The organism is Planktothrix sp. FACHB-1365, assembly GCF_014697575.1.
Taxonomy (GTDB): domain Bacteria; phylum Cyanobacteriota; class Cyanobacteriia; order Cyanobacteriales; family Microcoleaceae; genus Planktothrix.
Genome location: NZ_JACJSC010000007.1, coordinates 54802 through 76756, shown reverse-complemented (window position 1 = coordinate 76756; position 21955 = coordinate 54802). Strand labels below are relative to the sequence as shown.

The following is a 21955-nucleotide window of genomic DNA, read 5'->3' as shown; positions in this document are numbered from 1 at the left end:
CCCTATAGAGAGACGCGCCGTGGCACGTCTCTACGGGGTGTGAAGAATACAGAAATTAACGAACGACGGACACTAATCGTTTTAGAGAAATTTCTAATAATTCCGAGTGATAATCTAAATGATAGCTTAATTGTTGAATGGCTTTTTCTAACAAATAACAATCTAATAAAACGTTAAGTTCTTGTCGTCCTTGGGGTAAAAAATGATCAGAAGATGCTGTTTCTAAATAATGCTTGAGGAAGGCGGCACTGACCCAATTTGACCATAATTGTCCCCACTGTTCCATTAACGGTAAATTTTCCGGGCGAATCATGCCATTTTTGATTTCTTCTCGAAGAGCAAAACGAGTCGCTAAATCAAAAGATTGTAACATTCCAGCGACATCTCGCAAAGGAGAACGTTTCATGCGTCGTTCACTTAATGACCGATAGGATTCTCCTTCAAAATCAATAATAATAAAATCTTTCCCCGTATACAATACATCCGTTAAGGAATAGTTTCCATGACATCGAGTTCTCAAAGCAGTAATTTTCAGATTTAATAAGCTTTGGAATCTTCCTAAAATGTAATTTTGATCTCCTAAAATATGTTGAATTATGGGTTTAAGTTCTGGAGGTAATGTTTCCATTTGTTTCTTTAATTTGATCAACACTTGTCCCGTTAAATTCCGAAAATATTGATAAATTGAACGTTGATAAAAGGTAGAAAAAGGTTCAGGTGCAAAATCAGGATTATCAGGATCACTGGATAGAATAATATGAAATTCTGCGGTACGTTGTCCTAAAAGTTCTGCGTTTCTGAAATAGGAACCAATCAGTAATAAAATGTCTTCAGAGAGGGGGTGTTGATAGAGGTCAAATAAAGAACGGGTTGGCAATAAAACCTCTAAGTCTTGATTAGGTTGTAAGATTACTCGATCAAAGTAATCTCGTAAACTATCTAAGGTATAATTCCAAGCATTAATCGCATCGGGAATATACTCTTGTAACACTCCAAATGTGATCGATTCTCCTCGATGACGATAATATTCTAATCCCCCAATTAAAGGAGTTGTATATTCTAAATGTTGTTTTTGTTCTAAAAAGGAACGAACTTCTAACTCTGGATTAATCCCATCTTCGACTCGACGGAAGAGTTTAAATAAAAAGCGATCGCCATACACAACAAAGGAATTATCAAACTCTCCTTTTAATAAATGGGGGTCTAATCGTTGTTTTAAATCCTGGTGTTTTAACGCTGCGGTTGTGGTAGCAACTAAATTACCAAATTGACCAGAATAACGATCAGAATTGATAATCATTTCTAAAGGTAAACTTAAGAATTCAATATCTTGTCCGACTTCTAATAAAATTCCGGTTTCTCCAGAAACTTCTACGGTTGCTAAAATGAATTGTGGCGTTTCTTTTTTAACCTTTTCTGCAAGTTCTTCCTTCAGAAAAACTAAAGGTAATAAATAGGTTTCAGGAAATCCTTCTGTATATTCCGTTTGCAATAAAATCATAATCCCTTGACTATCTTTATACGGAATTGGAATTGCTTCTGTGATCTTGACAGATTGGAGAATTCTCGATTTCCCCATAAACCAGCGACAACGATAGAGATATTCGGGTAAAATTGATTCTAATCGGGTTCTTAAAGTCGGTTGGGTTAAGATTTCTTGCCAGTTATTTTGAACAACAAAAATGGGGAGTTGAGTTTGAGGTCGAGGAAGTAAAGCGACTTTGGGATCAAACTGAAGCATAAACCAGTAAAATCCATAGGGAGATAAACTCATAAAATAAGGATTTTCCCCAATTTTAGGAAATTCTGTCCGACCAAAAATTTCAACGGGAACCATGTCTTTAAACGGGGATAAATCTAAATTAACGGATTGCACAAATCGAGATAAATTGGCAACAATTAACAGATGTTCTCCTTGATAAGTGCGGGTAAACGCTAAGACTTTGCGGTTTTCAAAATGTAATAATTCAAAGGTTCCCCGTCCAAAAGCTTGAAACCGTTTTCGCATCGTAATAATGCGTTTCATCCAAGATAATAAGGAATTAGGATTGCTACTTTGGGCTTCAACATTAAGGGCTTCATAATTATATTCAGACTCAAAAATTAAGGGTAAATATAGTTTTTGAGGATTGGCTCGACTAAATCCAGCATTGCGATCTGGACTCCATTGCATCGGGGTTCTAACGCCGTTGCGATCGCCGATATAAATATTATCTCCCATACCAATTTCATCCCCATAATATAACACCGGAGTTCCGGGTAATGACAGTAATAAACTATTCATTAATTCAATTTGGCGACGATCATTTCCGAGTAAGGGTGCAAGGCGACGGCGAATTCCTAAATTAATTCGAGCTTGCGGATCTTGGGCATAAACTTTATACATATAATCTCGATCTTCATCTGTCACCATTTCTAAGGTTAATTCATCATGATTTCTGAGAAATAGTGCCCATTGACAGTTATCAGGAATGGCAGGAGTTTGATTTAAAATATCAATAATGGGGAAAGAATCTTCCATCCGTAATGCCATAAATAATCGAGGCATTAAGGGAAAATGAAAATTCAAGTGACATTCATTGCCTTCCCCATAATAAGCGGCAGCATCTTCCGGCCATTGATTGGCTTCAGCTAAGAAAATTCGGTTACTATAATTAGCATCTAAATAAGTTCGTAATTGTTTTAATAATTGATGGGTTTCGGGTAAGTTTTCACAGTTGGTTCCTTCTCGTTCAAAAATATAGGGAATGGCATCCAGTCGCATTCCATCAACGCCCATTCCCATCCAAAAATCCAACACTTCTAAAACTGCTTTAATCACTTCAGGATTATCATAATTTAAGTCTGGTTGATGGGAATAAAACCGATGCCAATAATAAGCTTTTACTACACTATCCCAAGCCCAATTTGAAGTTTCAAAATCTTTAAAAATAATTCTGACTTCAGAATATTGATCCGGGCTATCACTCCAAACATAAAAATCCCGTTCTTTACTGCCTTTGGGGGCTCGTCTGGCTCGTTGAAACCAAGGATGTTGATCAGAAGTATGATTAATCACTAATTCAACAATGACTCGAATTCCCCGCTCATGAGCCGCATCTAAAAAGGTTTTAAAATCTTCTAAATTCCCATATATTGAATTAATATTCATATAGTCGGCAATATCATAACCATCATCTCGTAAGGGCGAGGGAAAAAAGGGAAGAATCCATAATGCTGTCACCCCTAAATCCTGTAAATAATCTAATTTTTCGGTTAATCCAATAAAGTCTCCAATTCCATCTTCGTTACTATCGGCAAATGCCCGAACTGGAACTTCATAAATAATGGCATCTTTAAACCATAAGGGATCGTTAGACAGTTTATTGTGTGGCATTTGTTTAATTAAATAAGGGTTTAATTTATTCTTTTAATAGAAGAACAAGATTTTGTGATTTTAGTCTAAAATTAATCATAAGGGAAGTCATCAGCCTTTAGGGAGAACTTAACAAACCCATCAAAATTTAAACATCTTAAATCTATCCCCTCCCCTAAAAAGGGAAGGGAACGGAACGTTATATGAAATCCTAAAATTGATACTACAGATAATCGTCTAAATCCCCTGTAGAGACGTTGCATGGCTAGTAGAGACGCGCCATGGCGCGTCTCTACAGGGGACTAAATTCATTTAAAATTAATAGCGAAATACTGCGACTAATCTCGCTTCATCGGGAACAGAATCTGGGGGAACTGCATAAACAATTCCACCATTTAATAAGGTTTGAACAGCCGCCAAATTTAACAAATCATCATCCCCAGGTTCAGCTTCTGGATGAATTTGTAACTGATTGGCTTGCGGATCAAAATTGCCCCATTCTTGCACACCGACCGCTACAAATAATCGTTCAATTCGTCCGTAATAAGCTGCGGATATAGTTTCTTGCAAATCCGTTGAGGTTTTTCCGGTTCCCATTAAATTGTGATAATATTCAACCGCTTGTTGTTGTTCTTGGGTATAATAAGGTTCAACCAAGGGTAAAGCTTTTTGATGAAATTCGGCAGGTTTGACTACACCTAAATTATCAATGGGAAGAATATCTTCCACTAAATGGGGATAGGTATTAGCTTCTTTATAAAGGGGAAATAAATATTCAACTCCAGCAATAATTAAAGGTGCAGTTTTGCCGTTTAAATATTTATGTAATCCTTGATCAACCAGATGAAAAAATTGTAAAATTCTCTCTTGAGGTTTATCTCGATCTGGACTACCTTGACCATGATAACTTCCAGCTTCAGGAAGGGGATTACTGGTTCCTCCTTTAGAGGTACTAATGCGGAATTGACCTGCTTTAGCGGTTTCATCATAAAGAAGTGCGTCATCCATATTTGTTGGCACATCTTCTAATTCAATTTCATGAATATCATAACGACTCCCTTCAAAGAAACGAATTTTTTGTTGACTTAACCCTAATAAATAGAAGGTTCCATCCCCTGTTAATAAAGGCATTAAGGGTTTAAGATGGAAGCGATCACTCACACTAATAAATTCATTAAATTTTAAGGGTAAGCAGTAATATTTTAAGAAATCCTGAGTGATAAAAACTGCTAATCCCTGATCTTGAGATTGCCAAAAATCATCAATATCCAAATCCATTGCAGGTTTTAAAAATGCTCTGGCTTCTGTTGTATCAAGATCATATTTTTCCTGTAGTAAGGTTTCAGCTTGCTTAATGAGATTTTTAAACCGAGTTGGATTTTGTTGAACTTCGGTTCCGGCTCGATAAGTCGGCATATAGAGGGAAACGCAGGAACTTTTTGATTGATCAACTAAACTTTTAAGTTCATCAACTGATAATAGACTCATATTTTTGATCCATTTTTAGGTTGAAAAAACTTGAAATTCTATCTGATTCAACTTTGACAACATTAAACGTCTTATTTTTGATTACTTTAAAGGTTTCAATTTCAAGCTTCATCTTCCTAAAGTTAGGATTATGATTAACAAATTCATCTATTCTAAACTGACACCAATCGTAAAAAGACGTTTTTTGTATGACAACTAATTTCAATAAAACTAATTTTTTGCCATTGAGCGATCACTAATTTTTTTGTTGTGTTTCCACTGTGTCATTATCTGGTATTGTCTAACTGATAACATTGATACCAATTCGGAGATCAGTTAAAAAACAGAGCAAAACTTTTAATACTGCTCCGTAATCCAGCGTCGATTGCTCATCGAAGCCTCATCATCGTAGCTGTGTTTCATAGAGCGCTCAGGAAGCTTAACCTTTTCATGGGGAACGGGTTCGTAGGGAAATAAGTTTAGAAAATGAGACAGACAGTTAAGACGCGCTCGTTTCTTATCATCAGAATGAATAATATACCAGGGAGCCCAAGGGGTATCGGTGGCATCTAGCATCATGTCCCTGGCTTTGGAATATTCATACCAGCGTTCACGGGAGGGTAAATCCATAGCGGATAACTTCCATTGACGCAGGGGGTCATTAATCCGAGCTTCAAATCGCCGTTTTTGTTCTTCGTTGCTGACTTCCAGCCAATATTTAACCAGCTTAATCCCACTATCGACAATGTATTGCTCAAATGTTGGACAAACTTTGAGAAAATCCCGATGTTGCTCTTTGGTACAAAAACCCATGACATATTCCACACCCGTTCGGTTATACCAACTCCGGTCAAAAATAATGACTTCCCCCGCAGCCGGAAAATGGGTGAGGTAGCGTTGGATATACATCTGAGTTTTTTCTCGTTCAGTGGGAGCAGGTAAGGCTACAGTACGGAAGACTCGTGGACTCACCCGTTCAGTCAGAGCGCGAATTGTTCCACCTTTACCCGCCGCATCGCGACCTTCAAAAACGACAATGATTTTTTCCCCTGTATATTTGATCCAATTCTGAAGCAAACAAAGCTCGGTTTGGAGTTTGCGTAATTCATGAGTGTATTCTTTTCCCGATAGCTTTGGTTTAGTGCTATTGAGAGGTTCAACTGGATGAATTTCGGTTTGTTTTTTCTCTTTGTGCTTGCCCATTAGATTCTCCTGGTTTTTGTTAATTTAGCTGAAATATTCTTCCTGTAAGGGTTTAAAGTTATTTTTGTCTAAGTTCCACGATCAATTCATTCTAATTTTACTCAAGATATTAATTTCTTTCCTATTATTTTTTACCCCACCCCATCAGCCCATGCCAAATTCAAAGGGCAATACAGCCCTTTTATATGCGGTAGTAGTAACTCTCTGACCGTTACCTATTTTAGCATCTTATTACTTCTGGAATCCAGCCAATTTGTGCGGAGTTGCGCGATCGCTAATTCTTTTTGTTTCGCTTCTACTTCAATCCAAGGAACGGTTTGATAACAATCGGGCATTAAACTAATATAATCGCTATGTTTCGGATCAGCAAAAGATTGATCTCCATTAGAAATATGAACCAATTGCCATTCAGGAATTGTCCACGTTTTTTGAGCTTCTGCTAACATGAAGGCAACACTGGGATGATCATAACTGTCCAACTGTTCATGAATCACATGATGATGAGCATCAAACACCATTGGAATTTGAGCAGCGTGGCACACTTCTAAAATCTCTTCAGAACTATAGGCATATTCATCATTTTCTAAGGTTAAACGCAGTCGAATTTCATCGGGTAAATCTTGAATAACTTGAATTAATCGTTCACTGCGATCGCCTTTTCCCCCATGAATATTCATCAGTGACCAAGGCGATCGCGGCAATCCTAATAAATCTAAAATCAAAGCATGGGTTTTCAATATTTTAATACTATTTTCAATCACTTTTGGACGATCTGAACTTAAAACAACAAACTGATCGGGATGTAAAACCAAACGAATTCCTAACAAGTGTGCTTGTTTTCCAATTAACTCCATTTCCTCAGCTAATTCTATTAAAATCCCATTCCCAATGGGTTCATCTGCAAAGGGAATTGACACTCTCACCGTCAATCGCAAAGCGATGTGACGGGAGATTCTTTGTTCAACGAATCGACTTGCCCTAAAAGGATTGCTCCCCTCAAGGTAGAGGTCAATTCTCCCAAAGCGTTAATCGGTTCTAAACCGAAAGTTCCGGTATGTCCTGCCGTACTTAATCCAATTCTTAAAATGTTTCTCGCTGCGTTTTCATCCCTGTCTAACTGACACCCACAACTACAAACATGGGTTCTGGTAGATAGGGATTTTTTAACGGTTTTTCCACAGTTTGAACAATCTTGAGACGTATTTCGAGGAGGAACAGCAATGGTAACTTTTCCATACTTCCTTCCAAAATATTCCAGCCAAACTCGGAATTGATACCAAGCTGCATCATTAATTGATTTGGCGAGACAATGATTTTTAACCAAGTTTTTTATCCTTAAATCTTCGTAGGCTACCACATCGTTAGAGTGGATCACGGAGTATGCAACTCGTTTGCAGAACTCTTTTCGTTGCCGACTGATTTTTAGATGAGCCTTAGCTAATTTTTGTCTCGCTTTTTTGCGGTTACTAGACCCTTTCTGTTTACGAGAAAATTGTCTTTGTAACCGCTTAATTTTCTTCTCTCCCGTTCTCAGGAATTTAGGGTTATCTATTTTATTGCCTTGATCATCGGTGCAAAAAGCAGATAACCCTATGTCTAAACCGATTGTTTTATTCGTCGGTTCAGTCTTGATTTGAACGTCAACTGAAAGGATAAACTGGCAATAATACCCGTCTGCACGTCTAACTAATCGAACTCGTTTAATTTGTTCGGGTTGATAGAAATGCAAATCGTAGCTTCCTACTAACCGTAATCGTCCAATTCCTTTCTTGTCAGTAAAGGTAATGGCTTTACGACTTTCTAAATTTAATTGCCATCCGGTTTGTTTGTATTCAACCGAACGGCAATTTTTCTTGAAACGGGGATAGCCTTTTTTACCCGCAATTTTCCGTTTACAGTTATCGTAAAATCGGGCGATAGCTGACCATGCTCTCTCAGCACTCGATTGTCTCGCTTGAGAGTTTAGTTCATTTGCGAATTTAAAATCATGAGCTAAAACGCGACAATACTTATTCAAGTCGTAGCGTCCTACCCCTTTGTTATCCATCCAATATCTTAGACATTTGTTCTGGATGAATTGAGCGGTACGAATCGCTTCATCTATCGCTTTATATTGTTGTTCTTTCGCTCTAACTTTAAATTCAAGAACCAGCATTTATGTCACCTGTATCGACCTAAACCTAATCTAACACAAGTTTCTAGTTGGGTGTCAAGCGTTTTTAAAATATCGTGCTACGCTGGGTATGTTGCTCGGTTTTTCATCTTTATTCACCGTTACACCCAAAGGGTGTAACGGGAGTCTTCAAACCGAGATCTTAGATAAAGCGGAACTTAATCGATATAAATGGATATTTTCACTGGTACAAAACTCAACAGCCTTATTTAAACGCTTAAGATTTTCGGTATAAAGCGTTCTCAACGTTTGCTCTTGTTCTGGAAGAGTTAATTGTAATAATCGTTTTCGGGTTAACGCTCGAAATCTTACTTCTTGAGAAGCCGTAATACAAACTAATCCTAATTCAGGAACGTGAGTTAAATTTTGAGTCTTCATTCAGCCATTATAGCACTACGCATTAAAGTGTTTTATAATTCTAAATCCTAAAACCCTGTTCCCTGTTCCCTGTTCCCTGTTCCCTGTTCCCTGTTCCCTCTAATGATTCAGTTGAGATTCTATTTTAGCCATAACATCGGGGGTTCCAGGTTGTTCTTCGGGATGGCGGGTATACCACCAAGCCCAAGCAATCAAAACCGCTTGGAACGGTAATCTCACCCAATATAATAGAGGATCATGGGGGATTCCTTCAATGGGGATACTGTGAATTGCTTGATTAATATTAGCGGGAAAAACGGCAATAAATAAGGCAATGATTCCCCAAGCCGCAGCTACACTAATGACCGGAATTAATAATCCAATTCCGCCGAGAATTTCAAAGATACCACTGATATAAACTAACCCGACCGGATAGGGTAATTCAGGGGGAACAATTCGAGCATATTGTTCAGGACGAATAAAATGAGTGATCCCAACAATAATTAGCGAAATTGCTAGAACAACTCGAAGAATTTCCTTGCGTCGATGGGATGAAGAAAAAGAATCGGTTTTAGCAGGCATAATCCACAAGATTAAACTTCAGCTAAGTTTATAACCCTTTCTCCGAATCGACTTCTATCCAGAGTCTAAAGATTAGATTGATTAGAGAGATAAAATTCTATTCCCTATACTCATCCCTAAATTCCCCTAAGTGTAAAACCCCATTCCTTAATAGCTAAAAAGTTGCTTCAAAAGGCAGAGGACGAAGATCCCTCATCTCGTTAAGCTAGTAGGTATTGGAGTTAAAACTCATGAGTGAAAACCTGTAAAACTCAGATCCTTTTATGAGGGGATGAGAACACTTAAAAGCAAGTTAGTAGTCTGGATCGGTGCGACAGAATTTGTCGTTTGATTTTAGCCATAAAACTCAAAACCTTAAACCGATCTGGGAAAACAAACCAACATAAATAATTAAAATATTTTCAAGGAAGAACATTATGGCAATTAGTCATTCTAATCCTGTTACAACTCACAACCGACGTGCTGTCGGTGTGTTTTCTAACCGTCACGCCGCCGAACAAGCCCTTTATGCCCTCAGAGATTCCGGTTTTCCTATGGATCGGGTTTCTGTGATTACCAGAGATAACATTCGGGAGTCAGAAATTGCAGGCGCCGATGTTCAGGATTCCGTTTCTGAAAGTCGTGCAGCCCAACACGTTGATAATAAAGCCGAAGAAGGCGCGGCAGTTGGAATCACCACCGGGGGCGTTTTAGGCGGACTAACCGGATTATTAGTGGGTTTAGGCACTCTCGCCATCCCTGGAATTGGCCCCGTTATGTTAGCGGGAGCCGCTGCAACAGCGATCGCTACAACCTTAGCGGGAACAGCGATTGGGGTAGCCACCGGGGGCTTATTAGGCGCACTGATTGGCTTAGGAATTCCTGAAGAAGATGCCAAAATCTATAACGATCGCATCGGTCGGGGTGAATATCTGGTAATTATCGATGGCAATGAAGCCGATATTGCTCATGCTCATCAAATCTTAAATCGCCATCACATTGAAGAATATAAGGTTTATGATGCTCCCGGTATGGCTTCCGCCACCCCGGCTCACCTCAACCAAGATATAACTCCTCATCATGATCATGAACATTCCGTTGCTGTAAGCCGGAATAAACACGCCATCGGTGTTTTCTCTAACCCTCGTGATACCGAACACGCCATTACGGACTTAAGAAATGCAGGTTTTCCCTTAAGCCATATTACTCTAGTGTTGAATCACCCCAGACGAAACACTTTTACAGATGTTGACATTCGCGATCGCTTTGATGCGGTGAGATATGGTATCCCCGTTGAACGGGCCAGAGTCTATAATGATCGCTTGGATCGGGGTGACTATATTGTGATTGTCAGTGGCACAGAAGAGGAAGTGCATCAGGCGGAGCCAATTTTACGCCGTCACAAAATTGAACAGTGGCAGATTTATGATCCAACGGTGATTTCCTCAACAACTCCCGTTGAACACAGCCGACCTGTGGAAATGTCCGCACCCTTGGAAAGCTCAAAACCTTTAGAACACAGTCGCCACGATATTGCTAAAGTTGCACCTGTTTCTGGCCCATCGGCTTATCCGGCGACACCTGTAACAACATCCACAACAACACCCATCACCGAGAAAAGCCACCATCCCTATAAACGAGCAATTGGCGTCTTCCATCATCGTCATGATGCCGAAATGGCTCTGACTGATTTAAGAGATTCGGGTTTTCCGATGGGACGTGTTTCCCTCATTGTTAAAGATATTGACAGTCATCATCCCCTCACCAGTGCAGGTCAACAAAATTTAGGCGTTGATCTCGATCCTCGAACTCACGGGAATAAAGCCGACGAAGGGGCAAAAGCCGGAGCAGCAACGGGAGCAGCCCTCGGCGGTTTAGGTGGTTTACTCGTCGGTCTGGGAACCTTAGCCATCCCTGGTGTTGGCCCTGTGATTGCTGGGGGAGCCGCAGCCACAGCCCTCGCAACCGCCTTATCCGGTGGAGCCATCGGTGCAGTTGCGGGAGGCGCGACCGGAGGATTAGTCGGTTTAGGTGTCCCTGAAAATCGCGCTCACGTTTATAACGATCGCCTCAACCGAGGAGATTATGTGATTATGGTCGATGGCTTTGAAGAAGAAGTGCGCCGAGCCGAACCTATTTTCAAACGTCATGGCATTCATGAATGGGAAATTTATAATGCTGCTGATGTTGATGTTAGTGCTTATACCAACCCTAATCCGTATACTCCTCGTCCGGCTTCTAAATCCGTTGAACGCGATCGCACGAATTCCACCTGGTAACAATCCTTAATTCAAGAATTAGGAACGACAACAATTTAAGGCTTCGTTCCTAATTCCTCAACTCCCATTTGTTTCTCAGTTCAACACAATTTTTATAGATTTACTTCGGAGTTTCAATCATGAAAAAATTAACTTCTTTACTCATAGGTAGTTTCTTATTACTCGGTGCGGTCGCCTGTAATGATGTTGCCAAAACCAGCACAGGTGCCCCCGATGGGCCGAACCAAACAACAGAAGCTCCCAAACCCGAACAAGCCCAAGAAATTCAGGAAGATGCCCAAAGTGAACTGCGAAGACGTCAGCTTAATGCAGATATTCGCGCTCGTGAACAACGCAATAATGTCACCGGGGGTGATGCCATTCGAGCCGATAGTGATTTACAAAGTGAAGTTCGCTCGAAATTGGAAGCGAATTTACCCGCCAGTCAACTCACGGTTGAAGCTAAAGATGGAGTGGTAACGGTGGCTGGAACAGTTCCAACTCAACCCCAATATGAACGCATTGATCCCTTAGCCAAGGAAATTAAAGGGGTGCGACAAGTGGTGATTAATGTGGCGGTTGTCCCGGCTCAAGAGGGACAAGAAGCTCAATCTCAAACCGAAGATAACAATGCTCAACCTGTGATCAATAATAACAATTCAGAACAACCTGAAACGCAGCCTAACACTCAACAGTAATAACTACGAGGACAAGGCTGGGGGGTGTAGGGGAAAGAAAAAGAAAAGCTGGAAGAATCCTCCTCTACTCACCCCCCTGACTCGCTATAAAAACAAACCTTCTAAGTTCCCTGTTCACAGCAAAAATCTACCTTGGGAAGAATAGTTATTTCTGGGTGTCTATCTTAGGTTAGGTATAGTTCTCATGCCCTTGAGTTCACCTGTGTTGTATGTCTAACCGAGTTGACCGTTGCTTTTTGCCCTACATAGTGGCTATCGTTAATGTGGGATTGGCTTTAGCCTTGATGTTGGGTCTTGATCAGTGGCTGGGGATGAAAACAACGCCCTTCCTGCTTTTTTTTGGAGCTATTGTTCTGAGTGCTTCCTATGGAGGGTTAAGGTCAGGACTTTTAGCAACTGGGTTATCGGCGGTACTCAGTCAATATTTTTTCATGTACCCCCTTCAACAATGGGGAGTCACTTTGTCTGATTTAATTCGTATTACTATTTTTATAATACAGGGGATTGCTCTGAGTTTATTATGTGATGACAAGCTTAATTATTATGACTTTATTATTGAACCAATTCGAGAATCCATTGACAAGATTATTGGGATTACGGGGGTTGCTGTTAATATAACTGAACCTAAAAAAACTGAAAAAGAATTATACTCGGCCCATCAACGAGTGGGGGAAATTTTAGAAAGTATTACAGACTCTTTTTTTGCGGTCGATCAGAAGTGGCGATTTACTTATATTAATCAAAAGTTTGAAGAAATCTCTGGATTTTCTCGAATAGAATTATTAGGAAAATGTATTTGGGATAAATTTCCCCATACCGTAGATTCTATATTTTATCAACAATATCATCAAGCTGTTGCGAATAAAATCCCGGTTACGGTTGAAGGAGAGGTAAAAGAAGGTTCAGGACGATGGTTTATTGCCCATGCTTATCCTTCGGGGGAGGGGTTAGCGGTTTATTTACAAGAAATTAGCGATCGCAAACAAACTCAACAAATTTTACAAGAAACTCAGGATCGTCTCTCCTTAGCATTAACGGCGGCTAAAATGATGGTCTGGGATTCAGATCTGACCACCCGAAAAGTTGTTTGTTCTGAAAATGCTCAAGAGATTTGGGGTTTTCAACAGGGAACTTTTGAAGATTTTATCAACTTAATTTACCCCGATGATCAAGACTCTGTTTTACAAGCGTTTAGAAATGCCATAACTTCTCAAGATCTTTATCGGATAGAATATCGGATTATTAAGCCTGATTATAAGATTCATTGGCTACGAAGTCAAGGTAAAGTTTATTTTAATTCCCAAGGTAAACCGATACGGTTTATCGGGGTTTCTTTTGATATTACAGAACGTAAACAAATGGAAGAAGCCATTCAAGAAAGTGAACAACGCTTTCGGGCTACCTTTAATCAAGCGGCGGTGGGTATTGCCCAAGTGGCTTTAGACGGTCAGTTTATTGAAGTCAATCCTGCACTCTGTAAAATCACCGGATATAGCCATCAAGAGTTAAGTCAAATGAATTTTCAAGAGATTACTCATCCCGATGATTTAGAACAAGATTGGGAGTTAGCGCGGCAAGTTTTAGCCAGAGAAATCCCCCGTTATTCTTTAGAAAAGCGTTATTTTTGCAAAGACAATTCTATTACTTGGGTGAATTTAACGTCATCGGTTGTTTGGGATGAGTTTACAGGAATACCTAAATATGCAGTTGGAATTATTGAAGATATTAGTGAACGAAAAAAAGTAGAAGCATCTCAACAATTTTTAGTCGAAGCCAGCCAAATTTTATCCTCTTCTCTGGACTATGAAGCAACATTAATCCAGTTAGGGTATCTTGCTGTTCCCTTACTAGGAGATTGGTGTATTGTTGATCTTCTTAAAGAAGAGGGTATTATGCAGGATTTGGCTATTGTTTGTTACCCTCCTCAAAAACAAGCCTTACTGTGTGAAATGCGACAAAAATATCCTCCTAATGCGGCATTGCAAAATCCCTGGGTTGAACAAATTCGTTTAGGAAAATCCTTATTTTATCCCCAAATTCCGCCCTCTTTGCTGTGGGAAATTGCTCAAGATCATCAACATTTACAATTATTAGAAGATTTAAAAATAGATTCATTAATCATTGTTCCCTTAAGATGTCGAGGTAAAATTTTGGGTTCCCTCTCCTTTGCGATGTCCGAGTCCGGTCGTTATTATGATTCCTCGGATTTAGCCTTAGCAGAAGATGTAGCTCGTCGTGCTGCTTCTACCATTGATAATGCTCGTCTCTATCAAGAAACAGAACGAGCAAACCGAATTAAAGATGAATTTTTAGCCATTCTTTCCCATGAATTAAGAACCCCATTAAACCCCATTTTAGGTTGGGCTAAACTCCTCAGAACTCGTAAATATGATGAAGAAACTCGTCAAAAAGCTTTAGAAATTATTGAACGAAATACAAAATTAGAAGTTCAATTAGTTGAAGATTTATTAGATATTTCTCGGATTTTACAAGGTAAACTGCATTTAACGATTTCTCCCGTTAACTTAGTGACCATTATTGAATCTTCCCTAGAAACGGTACGGCTTGCTGCTCAAGGTAAATCCATTAATTTAACCTTTCTTATTCCAGAAAATTCTAATATTAACCTAAATTCTAGCCCAATTTTTCAGCATTTGAACTTACCCCAATCTTTACAAAATCAGCTAAAAATTTCTCCCCCATTTCTAGTGTTAGGAGATTCAGGACGATTACAGCAAATGATGTGGAATCTCCTCTCCAATGCCGTAAAATTTACCCCGACAAAGGGTGAAATTAAAATCGAATTAAGTTTAGTTCAGACTCCCGATCCCTATGCTCAAATTCAAGTCATGGATACCGGAAAAGGGATTACATCGGATTTTCTTCCTTATATTTTTGATTATTTTCGTCAAGCTGATGGCGCCATTAATCGTCAATATGGGGGATTAGGATTAGGATTAGCTATTGTTCGTCATGTGGTAGAATTACATGGCGGTACAATTGTGGCAGAAAGTCCGGGTGAAAATCAAGGATCAACCTTTACCGTTAGACTTCCCCTGGCTTATATCCCTCAAAAACAACAACTAAATCCTCAACCCGATTTTCTTCAAGATAATGATAACACCGATGAGATTTTGCCTTTGAATTCTGTTTTGCAAGGAACCCGAATTTTAGTGGTAGATGATGAAGCGGATACACGGGATCTCTTAGTCTTTATTTTACAACAACAAGGGGCAAAGGTAGAAGCCGTAGCTTCGGCACTAAAAGCTTTACAACTATTATCTCAGTTTCAGCCCGATCTCTGTCTTTTTGATATTGGAATGCCTGTAATTGATGGCTATATGTTAATTCGTAAAATCAGAAGTTTGCCTATTGAACAAGGGGGAAAAATTCCCGCTATTGCTTTAACTGCTTACGCCACAGAAATCGATCAACAAAAAAGCTTAACCGCAGGATTTCAATGTCATCTCCCGAAACCCATCGAACCGAATGAGTTGATCACTGCTATTTCTGAACTACTCCAACAACCGCAGAATTGTCCCGAAGGAACTGCTACAACTCTATAGAAAAATTGCCTCTGGGACAGATGGGGAGAGGAAGCGTGATTTTATAAACACTGGCTCTCTTGCAGACGGTTTATTATGAGTTATGATGCCTTCAGTTTGGGGGTGCTATACCAAAAATGCCTGTGGAAAGACCCAGGATTCAGAATAAAGTCATCATCTTCCATCCACTGCTCTAACCGATCAGAATCATGAGATTTACTGTGTCAGCACCCCGTACTGTTCCCCAAAAATTACCTAAAGTGCGTTTGCGAACAACTCTAGTCGTTACCTTTGTCGTTCAAATTGTTGCGGCGGTTGGATTAGTTGGGTATCTTTCTTTTAGAAATGCTCAAAAAGCAGTCAATACCCTAGCGTCTCAACTGCGGAGCGAACTCAGTGCCCGAATTCAACAGGAACTCAAAAGCTATTTTGAGAACCCCTATCGATTAAATCAACTCAATAGTCGAGCATTTCTACGAGGAGAATTGAATGTTGCTAACGTCGAAACTGTCTTCCCCCTATTAGATCAATTAAAAATATCTCCCTTCCTCTATGGGATTTATTGTGGTACTTCTCAAGGAGAATTTTTAGGGGCGGTGCGAATTTTGGATGATAATTCTATTGGTTTGTGGACAGCAAACCCCTGGACGGGACAGCATTTATACCTCTACAATATTGATACTGAAGGACGACCAACGACCTTAAAGCGCGATAGTGGCACGATTTATGACCCCCGCCAACGCCCTTGGTATCAAAAAGCTCAACAAACAGGAAGTCCCGTCTGGACTGATATCTATTTAGCCTTCTCAACAGGATTACCCACGGTTACCGCCAGTCAACCGATTTATGATCCGACGACTGGAGATCTTCTAGGGGTTTGTGCGACGGATGTGCTACTTCCTGATGATTTCCGTAAATTCCTATCCAGTTTACCGATAGGAAAATCGGGAATTGCATTTGTTAGTGATCGCACTGGTCAGTTATTATCGAGTTCTACCAATGAACCCCTCAGCGTCGGGGAAGGAAAACAGGCGAAACTCCTCCCCGCTATAGACAGTCAAAATCCTTTAATTCGAGGCGCAACCCGACAACTGCTACATCAATATGGGAGTTTTGCCACCCTAGAACAATCTTTACAAACCGAATTTACCCTTCAAGGGGAACGACAATTTGTTCAAGTTTTACCCTTTAAAGATGGTCGGGGATTAGATTGGTTAATTGTGGTTGTGATTCCAGAAAGCGATTTTATGGATGAAATTAATGCTAATAATCGCTTGACAATTTTGTTATGTTTAGTCGCATTAGCGATCGCTATTTTAGCTGGAATGATCACCTCTCGTTGGATTTCAGAACCGATTTTAAAATTAAGTAGCGCCTCGAAAGCTATTGCTCAAGGGGAATTAGATCAACATATTAAAGCCAAAGGGATTACAGAACTAGAAATTTTAGCGAGTTCGTTTAATACGATGACTTATCAACTGCAAGAATCCTTTGCTAAATTAGAAGCTAAAAATGCCGATTTGCAACAGGCAAAAGAAGCTTTATCGGCGGCTAAGGAACAGTTAGAAGCGGTATTAAATGCTGTACCCGGTTCAATTTCTTGGATGAGTTCTGAAGGAATTTATTTGGGGGTAAATCGGGATTTAGCGGATCGTTTAAGCTTGCAACCCGAAGAAATTATTGGTCGAGAAATCGGATTTTTTCAAAATAGTTCAGACTATGTTAAATTCCTCCGCCAGTTTCTCGCTAGTCCAGAACAGTCAGCGTCTCAAATTTTGCCAATTATCTATAATGATCAACGACATTATTACTTAATTGTAGTACAAAAATATCAACAAGGCGGTGCTATTGTTACGGTAGGAATTGATATTACAGAACGTCGTCAAGCGGAAGAAGCTTTGCGAATTGCTGAGGAAAACTATCGAAGTATTTATGAAAATGCGTTAGAAGGGATTTTTCAATATAGTCCTCAACATTCTTATATTAATGTCAATCCAGCCATGGCTCGGATTTATGGGTATGACTCTCCCCACGCTTTGATGGAGATTTTAAAGGATTCTGATTATCCGTTATATGTAGAGCCGGAACGTTATATCGAATTTATTAATTTAATGCAGCAACAGGAAACAATTTCTAATTTTGAATTTCAAATTTATCGGGCTGATCATCATAAAATTTGGATTTCTGCCAGTGCTAAACCTGTTTTTGATGGTGAAGGTAATTTACTTTATTATCAAGGATTTATTGCTGATATTACCCAACGAAAAAAAGCCGAAGTTGAACGTCAACAGTTTATTGAAGAACTATTTGAAGTTAATAGTAATTTAGAAATTGCCATGCAAACGCAATTAGAATTAACAGAAGCAGCCACTCGTTTTGTCCCTCAAGAATTTTTATCGCTCCTGGGTTATAACAGTATTGCAGAAGTGAAGTTAGGGGAAGGTGTACAACATGAAATGTCGATTTTGTTTTCTGATATTCGGGACTTTACCAGCATCAGCGAAAAGATGACCCCAGAAGATAATTTTCAATTTATTAATTCCTATCTTTCTCGGATGGAACCTGCGATTACTCAACATCAAGGGTTTATTGATAAATATATTGGGGATGCGATTATGGCTTTATTTAATGGCGGTGCAGATGATGCTATTCAAGCGGGAATTACTATGTTAAAGGCACTGGAGGAATATAATTCTAAAAGAGGACAACCTCACCGCCCTAAAGTTTCGATTGGGATTGGAATTAATACCGGAATTCTGATGTTAGGAACGGTAGGGGGAGAAAATCGGATGGACAGTACGGTGATTAGTGATGCTGTGAATTTAGCCTCTCGGATTGAAGGCGTAACTAAATATTTTGGTGTTCCTTTATTAATTTCTGAACATACCTTAAACGCCTTACACAATCCTAGCCTTTATGCGATTCGGTTAATGGGTCGGATTAATGTTAAAGGCAAATCGGAAAAGGTGTCTGTTTTTGAAGTGTTTGATGCTGATTCACCTATAATTAAGGAGGGGAAATTAGCCACTAAAGTTATATTTGAAGAAGCGGTTTCTCTGCATACTCTCCAAAAGCATCAGGAAGCTATTAAGGCATTTGAAACCTGTTTAACCCTAAATCCCATTGATCGAGTCGCTAAATTATATTTAGAACATATCCACAATCAACTGGAAAAATAAGGAGCTATCAGTCCATCATACAGTACCCAGTAACAAACCCATTATTTTCTTCCCCCGCTCCCACTGTTCCCTGTTCCCCGTTCCCTGTTCCCTATTTAATCGGAAGTACGGAAATTGCGACTTGTAACAGTGTGAGTAACCCGCTCCCCAGGGGTTAAAATATGAAAAAATCTATCCAATCTCTTAAACTCAAACCCTATACCTAAAAAAATTCGAGAAACTATGGGATTCTTTGATTCAGACATCGTTCAACAAGAAGCTAAACAGCTATTTGAAGATTATCAATCCATGATCAAGCTTGGAAGTGACTATGGCAAGTTTGATCGCGAAGGCAAAAAACTCTATATTGAGCAGATGGAAGGGATTATGGATCGTTACCGCATTTTTATGAAGCGGTTTGAACTGTCCGAAGATTTTATGGCCCAGATGACCGTTGAACAGTTACGCACCCAACTTGGCCAGTTTGGGATTACCCCCGACCAAATGTTTGAACAGATGCACCATACCCTAGAACGGATGAAGTCGGAATTAGAAAAACAGCCCTAATCCCCTCTGTTTCCTTAAAAAAATCGGTGTGTCCCTGGGTTTCTTTTGTTAAAATACTTGAAGCAGACCCTCGTTACTTTAACGGGAGTCTCCCTATTATGCTTGTGAATATCACCCTATGACTAACGTTCCAGTTTCTCGAATTCGTAACTTTTCTATTATTGCTCATATTGATCATGGCAAGTCTACCCTAGCAGATCGACTGTTGGAAGCGACGGGTGCGGTTCAAAAGCGGGAAATGAAGGAACAATTTCTCGACTCCATGGACTTAGAGCGAGAACGGGGAATTACGATAAAATTGCAAGCCGCCCGGATGAACTACAAAGCCGACGACGGTGAAGAATATGTGTTAAATTTAATCGACACTCCCGGGCACGTTGACTTTTCCTATGAAGTGTCTCGGTCTTTAGCCGCTTGTGAAGGGGCGTTATTAGTCGTTGATGCGTCCCAAGGGGTAGAAGCCCAAACCTTAGCAAATGTTTATCTGGCGTTAGAAAATAACTTAGAAATTATCCCGGTTTTAAATAAAATTGATTTACCCGGAGCCGAACCAGATCGGATTAAAAGTGAAATTGAAGAAATTATTGGTTTAGATTGTTCGGGGGCGGTGTTAGCTTCGGCTAAAGAAGGAGTAGGAATTCATGAAATTTTAGAATCCATTGTCCATTTAGTTCCGCCTCCCCAAGATACGGTTGATCAGAAATTGCGAGCGTTAATTTTTGATAGTTATTATGATAGTTATCGCGGGGTAATTGTTTATTTTCGGGTGATGGATGGACGGGTGAAAAAAGGCGATCGCGTTCGCTTAATGGCATCGGGGAAAGAATACGAAATCGATGAAATTGGTGTATTATCTCCAACCCAAATCCCCGTTGATGAACTCCATGCTGGAGAAGTAGGCTATTTTTCCGCCGCCATTAAAGCTGTTGAAGATGCACGGGTTGGGGATACTATTACCTTAGCTAATAGCCAAGCTGAAGAAGCCCTTCCTGGTTATACCGAAGCAAAACCAATGGTGTTTTGTGGATTATTTCCAACGGATTCCGATGAATATCCTAACTTAAAAGAAGCCTTAGAAAAACTCAAATTAAATGATGCGGCGTTATCCTATGAACCCGAAACATCAAGCGCCATGGGGTTTGGTTTCCGATGTGGATTTTTAGGATTACTGCACATGGAAATTGTGCAGGAACGGTTAGAACGGGAATATGATTTAGACTTAATTGTAACGTCTCCTTCGGTGGTTTATCAAGTTACCACTCAAAAAGGGGAAGTGATTATGGTGGATAACCCCAGTCATTTACCCGAACCCAACCATCGAGAAAAAATAGAAGAACCTTATGTGCGGGTGGAGATGATTACCCCGGAAACCTATGTGGGGAGTTTAATGGAATTAGCCCAAGGTCGTCGGGGTGAATTTAAAGATATGCGTTATTTAGCTCAGGGACGCACCACGTTAGTGTATGAAGTGCCCTTAGCGGAAGTGGTAACGGACTTTTTTGATCAGATGAAATCTCGTTCTCGTGGCTATGCGAGTATGGAATATCATCTGATTGGATATCGAGAAAATGCTTTAGTTAAACTCGATATTATGATTAATAAAGATGCGATTGATTCTTTAGCCATGATTGTTCACCGTGATAAAGCGTATCATGTTGGGCGGGCTATGGTGGAAAAACTCAAAGAATTGATTCCCCGTCATCAATTTAAAGTTCCCATTCAAGCCACAATTGGATCTAAAGTTATCGCTAGTGAACATATTCCGGCGTTAAGAAAAGATGTGTTAGCCAAATGTTATGGGGGGGATATTAGCCGGAAGAAAAAACTTTTACAGAAGCAAGCCAAAGGTAAAAAACGCATGAAATCTTTGGGGTCTGTGGATGTTCCTCAAGAGGCATTTATGGCGGTATTACGGTTGAATCAAGAATCCTAAATTGTTGTAGAGATGCGCTTGTGGAACCTATAATCGGGTTTCCCAGGTGCTGCTCTACAAAAGTTCAGGGTATCAAAATCTATTCATACAAATTAATTAGAACTCTCTGTAAAGTAGAAACTATGACACTTACAAAAACCGAGTATAAATATATAGAGCTAAATGAAGACAATGTTCCCACCATAGCTGGAACTACAATGAAAGTCGTTGAATTAGTTGAAACTCAAATCGCTTATAGTTGGAGTCCAGCAGAATTGCACCTCAATCATCGCTATTTAACCATGAGTCAAATTCTTTCTGCTTTAGCTTATTATTGGGATCATAAACCAGAACTTGATGCAGAAATTAAGCGACGAGAAGACTATGTTAAACTGGCAGAAATTGAAGCTGGTGAATCTCCTTTTGCTGCTAGATTACGTGCTCAAGGGCTATTGTAGCTTACCTGAATATTAACCGAGTATAAAAAAATAATAAAAATCTGTGAATACAAAAAACCCCCTCCGATTTACCACTGGAAGGGGTTTTTTGAGTATTAACCTGGCACCGAGCTATTTTTCCAGGCGGCTACCCGCCAAGTATCTTCGCCGTGTCAGCGTTTCACAGCCGAGTTCGAGATGGATCGGAGTGGTTCCACTGAGCCATAGGCACCAGGAAAGCTTTGTAAACTTTCACTGATTTTG

Annotated in this window: 14 protein-coding genes and 1 rRNA gene; 7 read left to right on the top strand and 8 right to left on the bottom strand. The window is 39.8% G+C overall.

Annotated elements, in window-relative coordinates:
* Positions 1–55: 55 nt before the first annotated feature.
* The 7 genes from treS to H6G57_RS11095 all read right to left on the bottom strand — a co-directional run bounded on the left by treS (position 56) and on the right by H6G57_RS11095 (position 9137).
* Entirely contained in the window at positions 56–3376 is a 3321-nt protein-coding gene (gene treS / locus H6G57_RS11125; protein WP_190518563.1) for a maltose alpha-D-glucosyltransferase, read from the bottom strand.
* Between the two features lie 297 nt (positions 3377–3673).
* Entirely contained in the window at positions 3674–4843 is a 1170-nt protein-coding gene (locus tag H6G57_RS11120) for a hypothetical protein (RefSeq protein WP_190518562.1), read from the bottom strand.
* A gap of 336 nt (positions 4844–5179) precedes the next feature.
* On the bottom strand, positions 5180–6025 hold the full coding sequence (gene ppk2 / locus H6G57_RS11115) for a polyphosphate kinase 2 (protein ID WP_190518560.1): 846 nt from the start codon (positions 6023–6025) through the stop codon (positions 5180–5182).
* A 215-nt stretch (positions 6026–6240) separates the two neighbouring features.
* Positions 6241–6942 carry a UV damage endonuclease UvsE gene (locus tag H6G57_RS11110; protein WP_309235851.1) on the bottom strand — a complete coding sequence of 234 codons (702 nt, stop codon included), beginning with the start codon at positions 6940–6942 and terminating at the stop codon, positions 6241–6243.
* An 8-nt stretch (positions 6943–6950) separates the two neighbouring features.
* On the bottom strand, positions 6951–8180 hold the full coding sequence (locus H6G57_RS11105) for an RNA-guided endonuclease TnpB family protein (RefSeq protein ID WP_190518558.1): 1230 nt from the start codon (positions 8178–8180) through the stop codon (positions 6951–6953).
* Positions 8181–8327: 147 nt separating this feature from the next.
* A complete protein-coding gene (locus tag H6G57_RS11100; RefSeq protein WP_190518556.1) occupies positions 8328–8576 on the bottom strand; it encodes a hypothetical protein in 249 nt (82 codons plus the stop codon).
* Positions 8577–8675: 99 nt separating this feature from the next.
* On the bottom strand, positions 8676–9137 hold the full coding sequence (locus tag H6G57_RS11095; RefSeq protein ID WP_190518555.1) for a DoxX family protein: 462 nt from the start codon (positions 9135–9137) through the stop codon (positions 8676–8678).
* 416 nt (positions 9138–9553) lie between these two features.
* Here H6G57_RS11095 and H6G57_RS11090 point away from each other — a divergent pair, with 416 nt between their 5' ends.
* From H6G57_RS11090 to H6G57_RS11060, 7 genes are all read left to right on the top strand, one after another.
* The gene (locus tag H6G57_RS11090; RefSeq protein WP_190518553.1) at positions 9554–11395 is read left to right on the top strand and encodes a histidine kinase; all 1842 of its coding nucleotides are present in this window, start codon (positions 9554–9556) and stop codon (positions 11393–11395) included.
* A 119-nt stretch (positions 11396–11514) separates the two neighbouring features.
* Positions 11515–12072 (top strand): BON domain-containing protein, encoded by a 558-nt coding sequence (locus tag H6G57_RS11085; protein WP_190518552.1) that lies wholly within the window; start codon positions 11515–11517, stop codon positions 12070–12072.
* A gap of 209 nt (positions 12073–12281) precedes the next feature.
* Positions 12282–15638, top strand: a complete 3357-nt coding sequence (locus H6G57_RS11080; protein WP_190518550.1) for a PAS domain S-box protein — start codon at positions 12282–12284, stop codon at positions 15636–15638.
* A 188-nt stretch (positions 15639–15826) separates the two neighbouring features.
* On the top strand, positions 15827–18796 hold the full coding sequence (locus H6G57_RS11075) for a PAS domain S-box protein (protein WP_190518548.1): 2970 nt from the start codon (positions 15827–15829) through the stop codon (positions 18794–18796).
* A 222-nt stretch (positions 18797–19018) separates the two neighbouring features.
* The gene (locus H6G57_RS11070) at positions 19019–19342 is read left to right on the top strand and encodes a DUF1825 family protein (RefSeq protein WP_190518547.1); all 324 of its coding nucleotides are present in this window, start codon (positions 19019–19021) and stop codon (positions 19340–19342) included.
* 118 nt (positions 19343–19460) lie between these two features.
* Entirely contained in the window at positions 19461–21275 is a 1815-nt protein-coding gene (gene lepA, locus H6G57_RS11065) for a translation elongation factor 4 (RefSeq protein WP_190518545.1), read from the top strand.
* Between the two features lie 122 nt (positions 21276–21397).
* Positions 21398–21712 (top strand): DUF433 domain-containing protein, encoded by a 315-nt coding sequence (locus H6G57_RS11060; protein WP_190518543.1) that lies wholly within the window; start codon positions 21398–21400, stop codon positions 21710–21712.
* A gap of 98 nt (positions 21713–21810) precedes the next feature.
* Here the strand turns inward: H6G57_RS11060 and rrf are convergent.
* Positions 21811–21927, bottom strand: a 5S ribosomal RNA gene (gene rrf, locus H6G57_RS11055).
* Between the last annotated feature and the right edge of the window lie 28 nt (positions 21928–21955).

Excerpts from the sequence above, each read along its gene's own strand:
- H6G57_RS11105 (WP_190518558.1), bottom strand. The coding sequence starts at position 8,180 with ATGCTGGTTCTTGAATTTAAAGTTAGAGCGAAAGAACAACAATATAAA.
- H6G57_RS11120 (WP_190518562.1), bottom strand. The coding sequence starts at position 4,843 with ATGAGTCTATTATCAGTTGATGAACTTAAAAGTTTAGTTGATCAATCA.
- H6G57_RS11100 (WP_190518556.1), bottom strand. The coding sequence starts at position 8,576 with ATGAAGACTCAAAATTTAACTCACGTTCCTGAATTAGGATTAGTTTGT.
- H6G57_RS11080 (WP_190518550.1), top strand. The coding sequence starts at position 12,282 with ATGTCTAACCGAGTTGACCGTTGCTTTTTGCCCTACATAGTGGCTATC.
- ppk2 (WP_190518560.1), bottom strand. The coding sequence starts at position 6,025 with ATGGGCAAGCACAAAGAGAAAAAACAAACCGAAATTCATCCAGTTGAA.
- H6G57_RS11085 (WP_190518552.1), top strand. The coding sequence starts at position 11,515 with ATGAAAAAATTAACTTCTTTACTCATAGGTAGTTTCTTATTACTCGGT.
- H6G57_RS11070 (WP_190518547.1), top strand. The coding sequence starts at position 19,019 with ATGGGATTCTTTGATTCAGACATCGTTCAACAAGAAGCTAAACAGCTA.
- H6G57_RS11095 (WP_190518555.1), bottom strand. The coding sequence starts at position 9,137 with ATGCCTGCTAAAACCGATTCTTTTTCTTCATCCCATCGACGCAAGGAA.
- lepA (WP_190518545.1), top strand. The coding sequence starts at position 19,461 with ATGACTAACGTTCCAGTTTCTCGAATTCGTAACTTTTCTATTATTGCT.
- H6G57_RS11060 (WP_190518543.1), top strand. The coding sequence starts at position 21,398 with ATGACACTTACAAAAACCGAGTATAAATATATAGAGCTAAATGAAGAC.
- treS (WP_190518563.1), bottom strand. The coding sequence starts at position 3,376 with ATGCCACACAATAAACTGTCTAACGATCCCTTATGGTTTAAAGATGCC.
- H6G57_RS11075 (WP_190518548.1), top strand. The coding sequence starts at position 15,827 with ATGAGATTTACTGTGTCAGCACCCCGTACTGTTCCCCAAAAATTACCT.
- H6G57_RS11090 (WP_190518553.1), top strand. The coding sequence starts at position 9,554 with ATGGCAATTAGTCATTCTAATCCTGTTACAACTCACAACCGACGTGCT.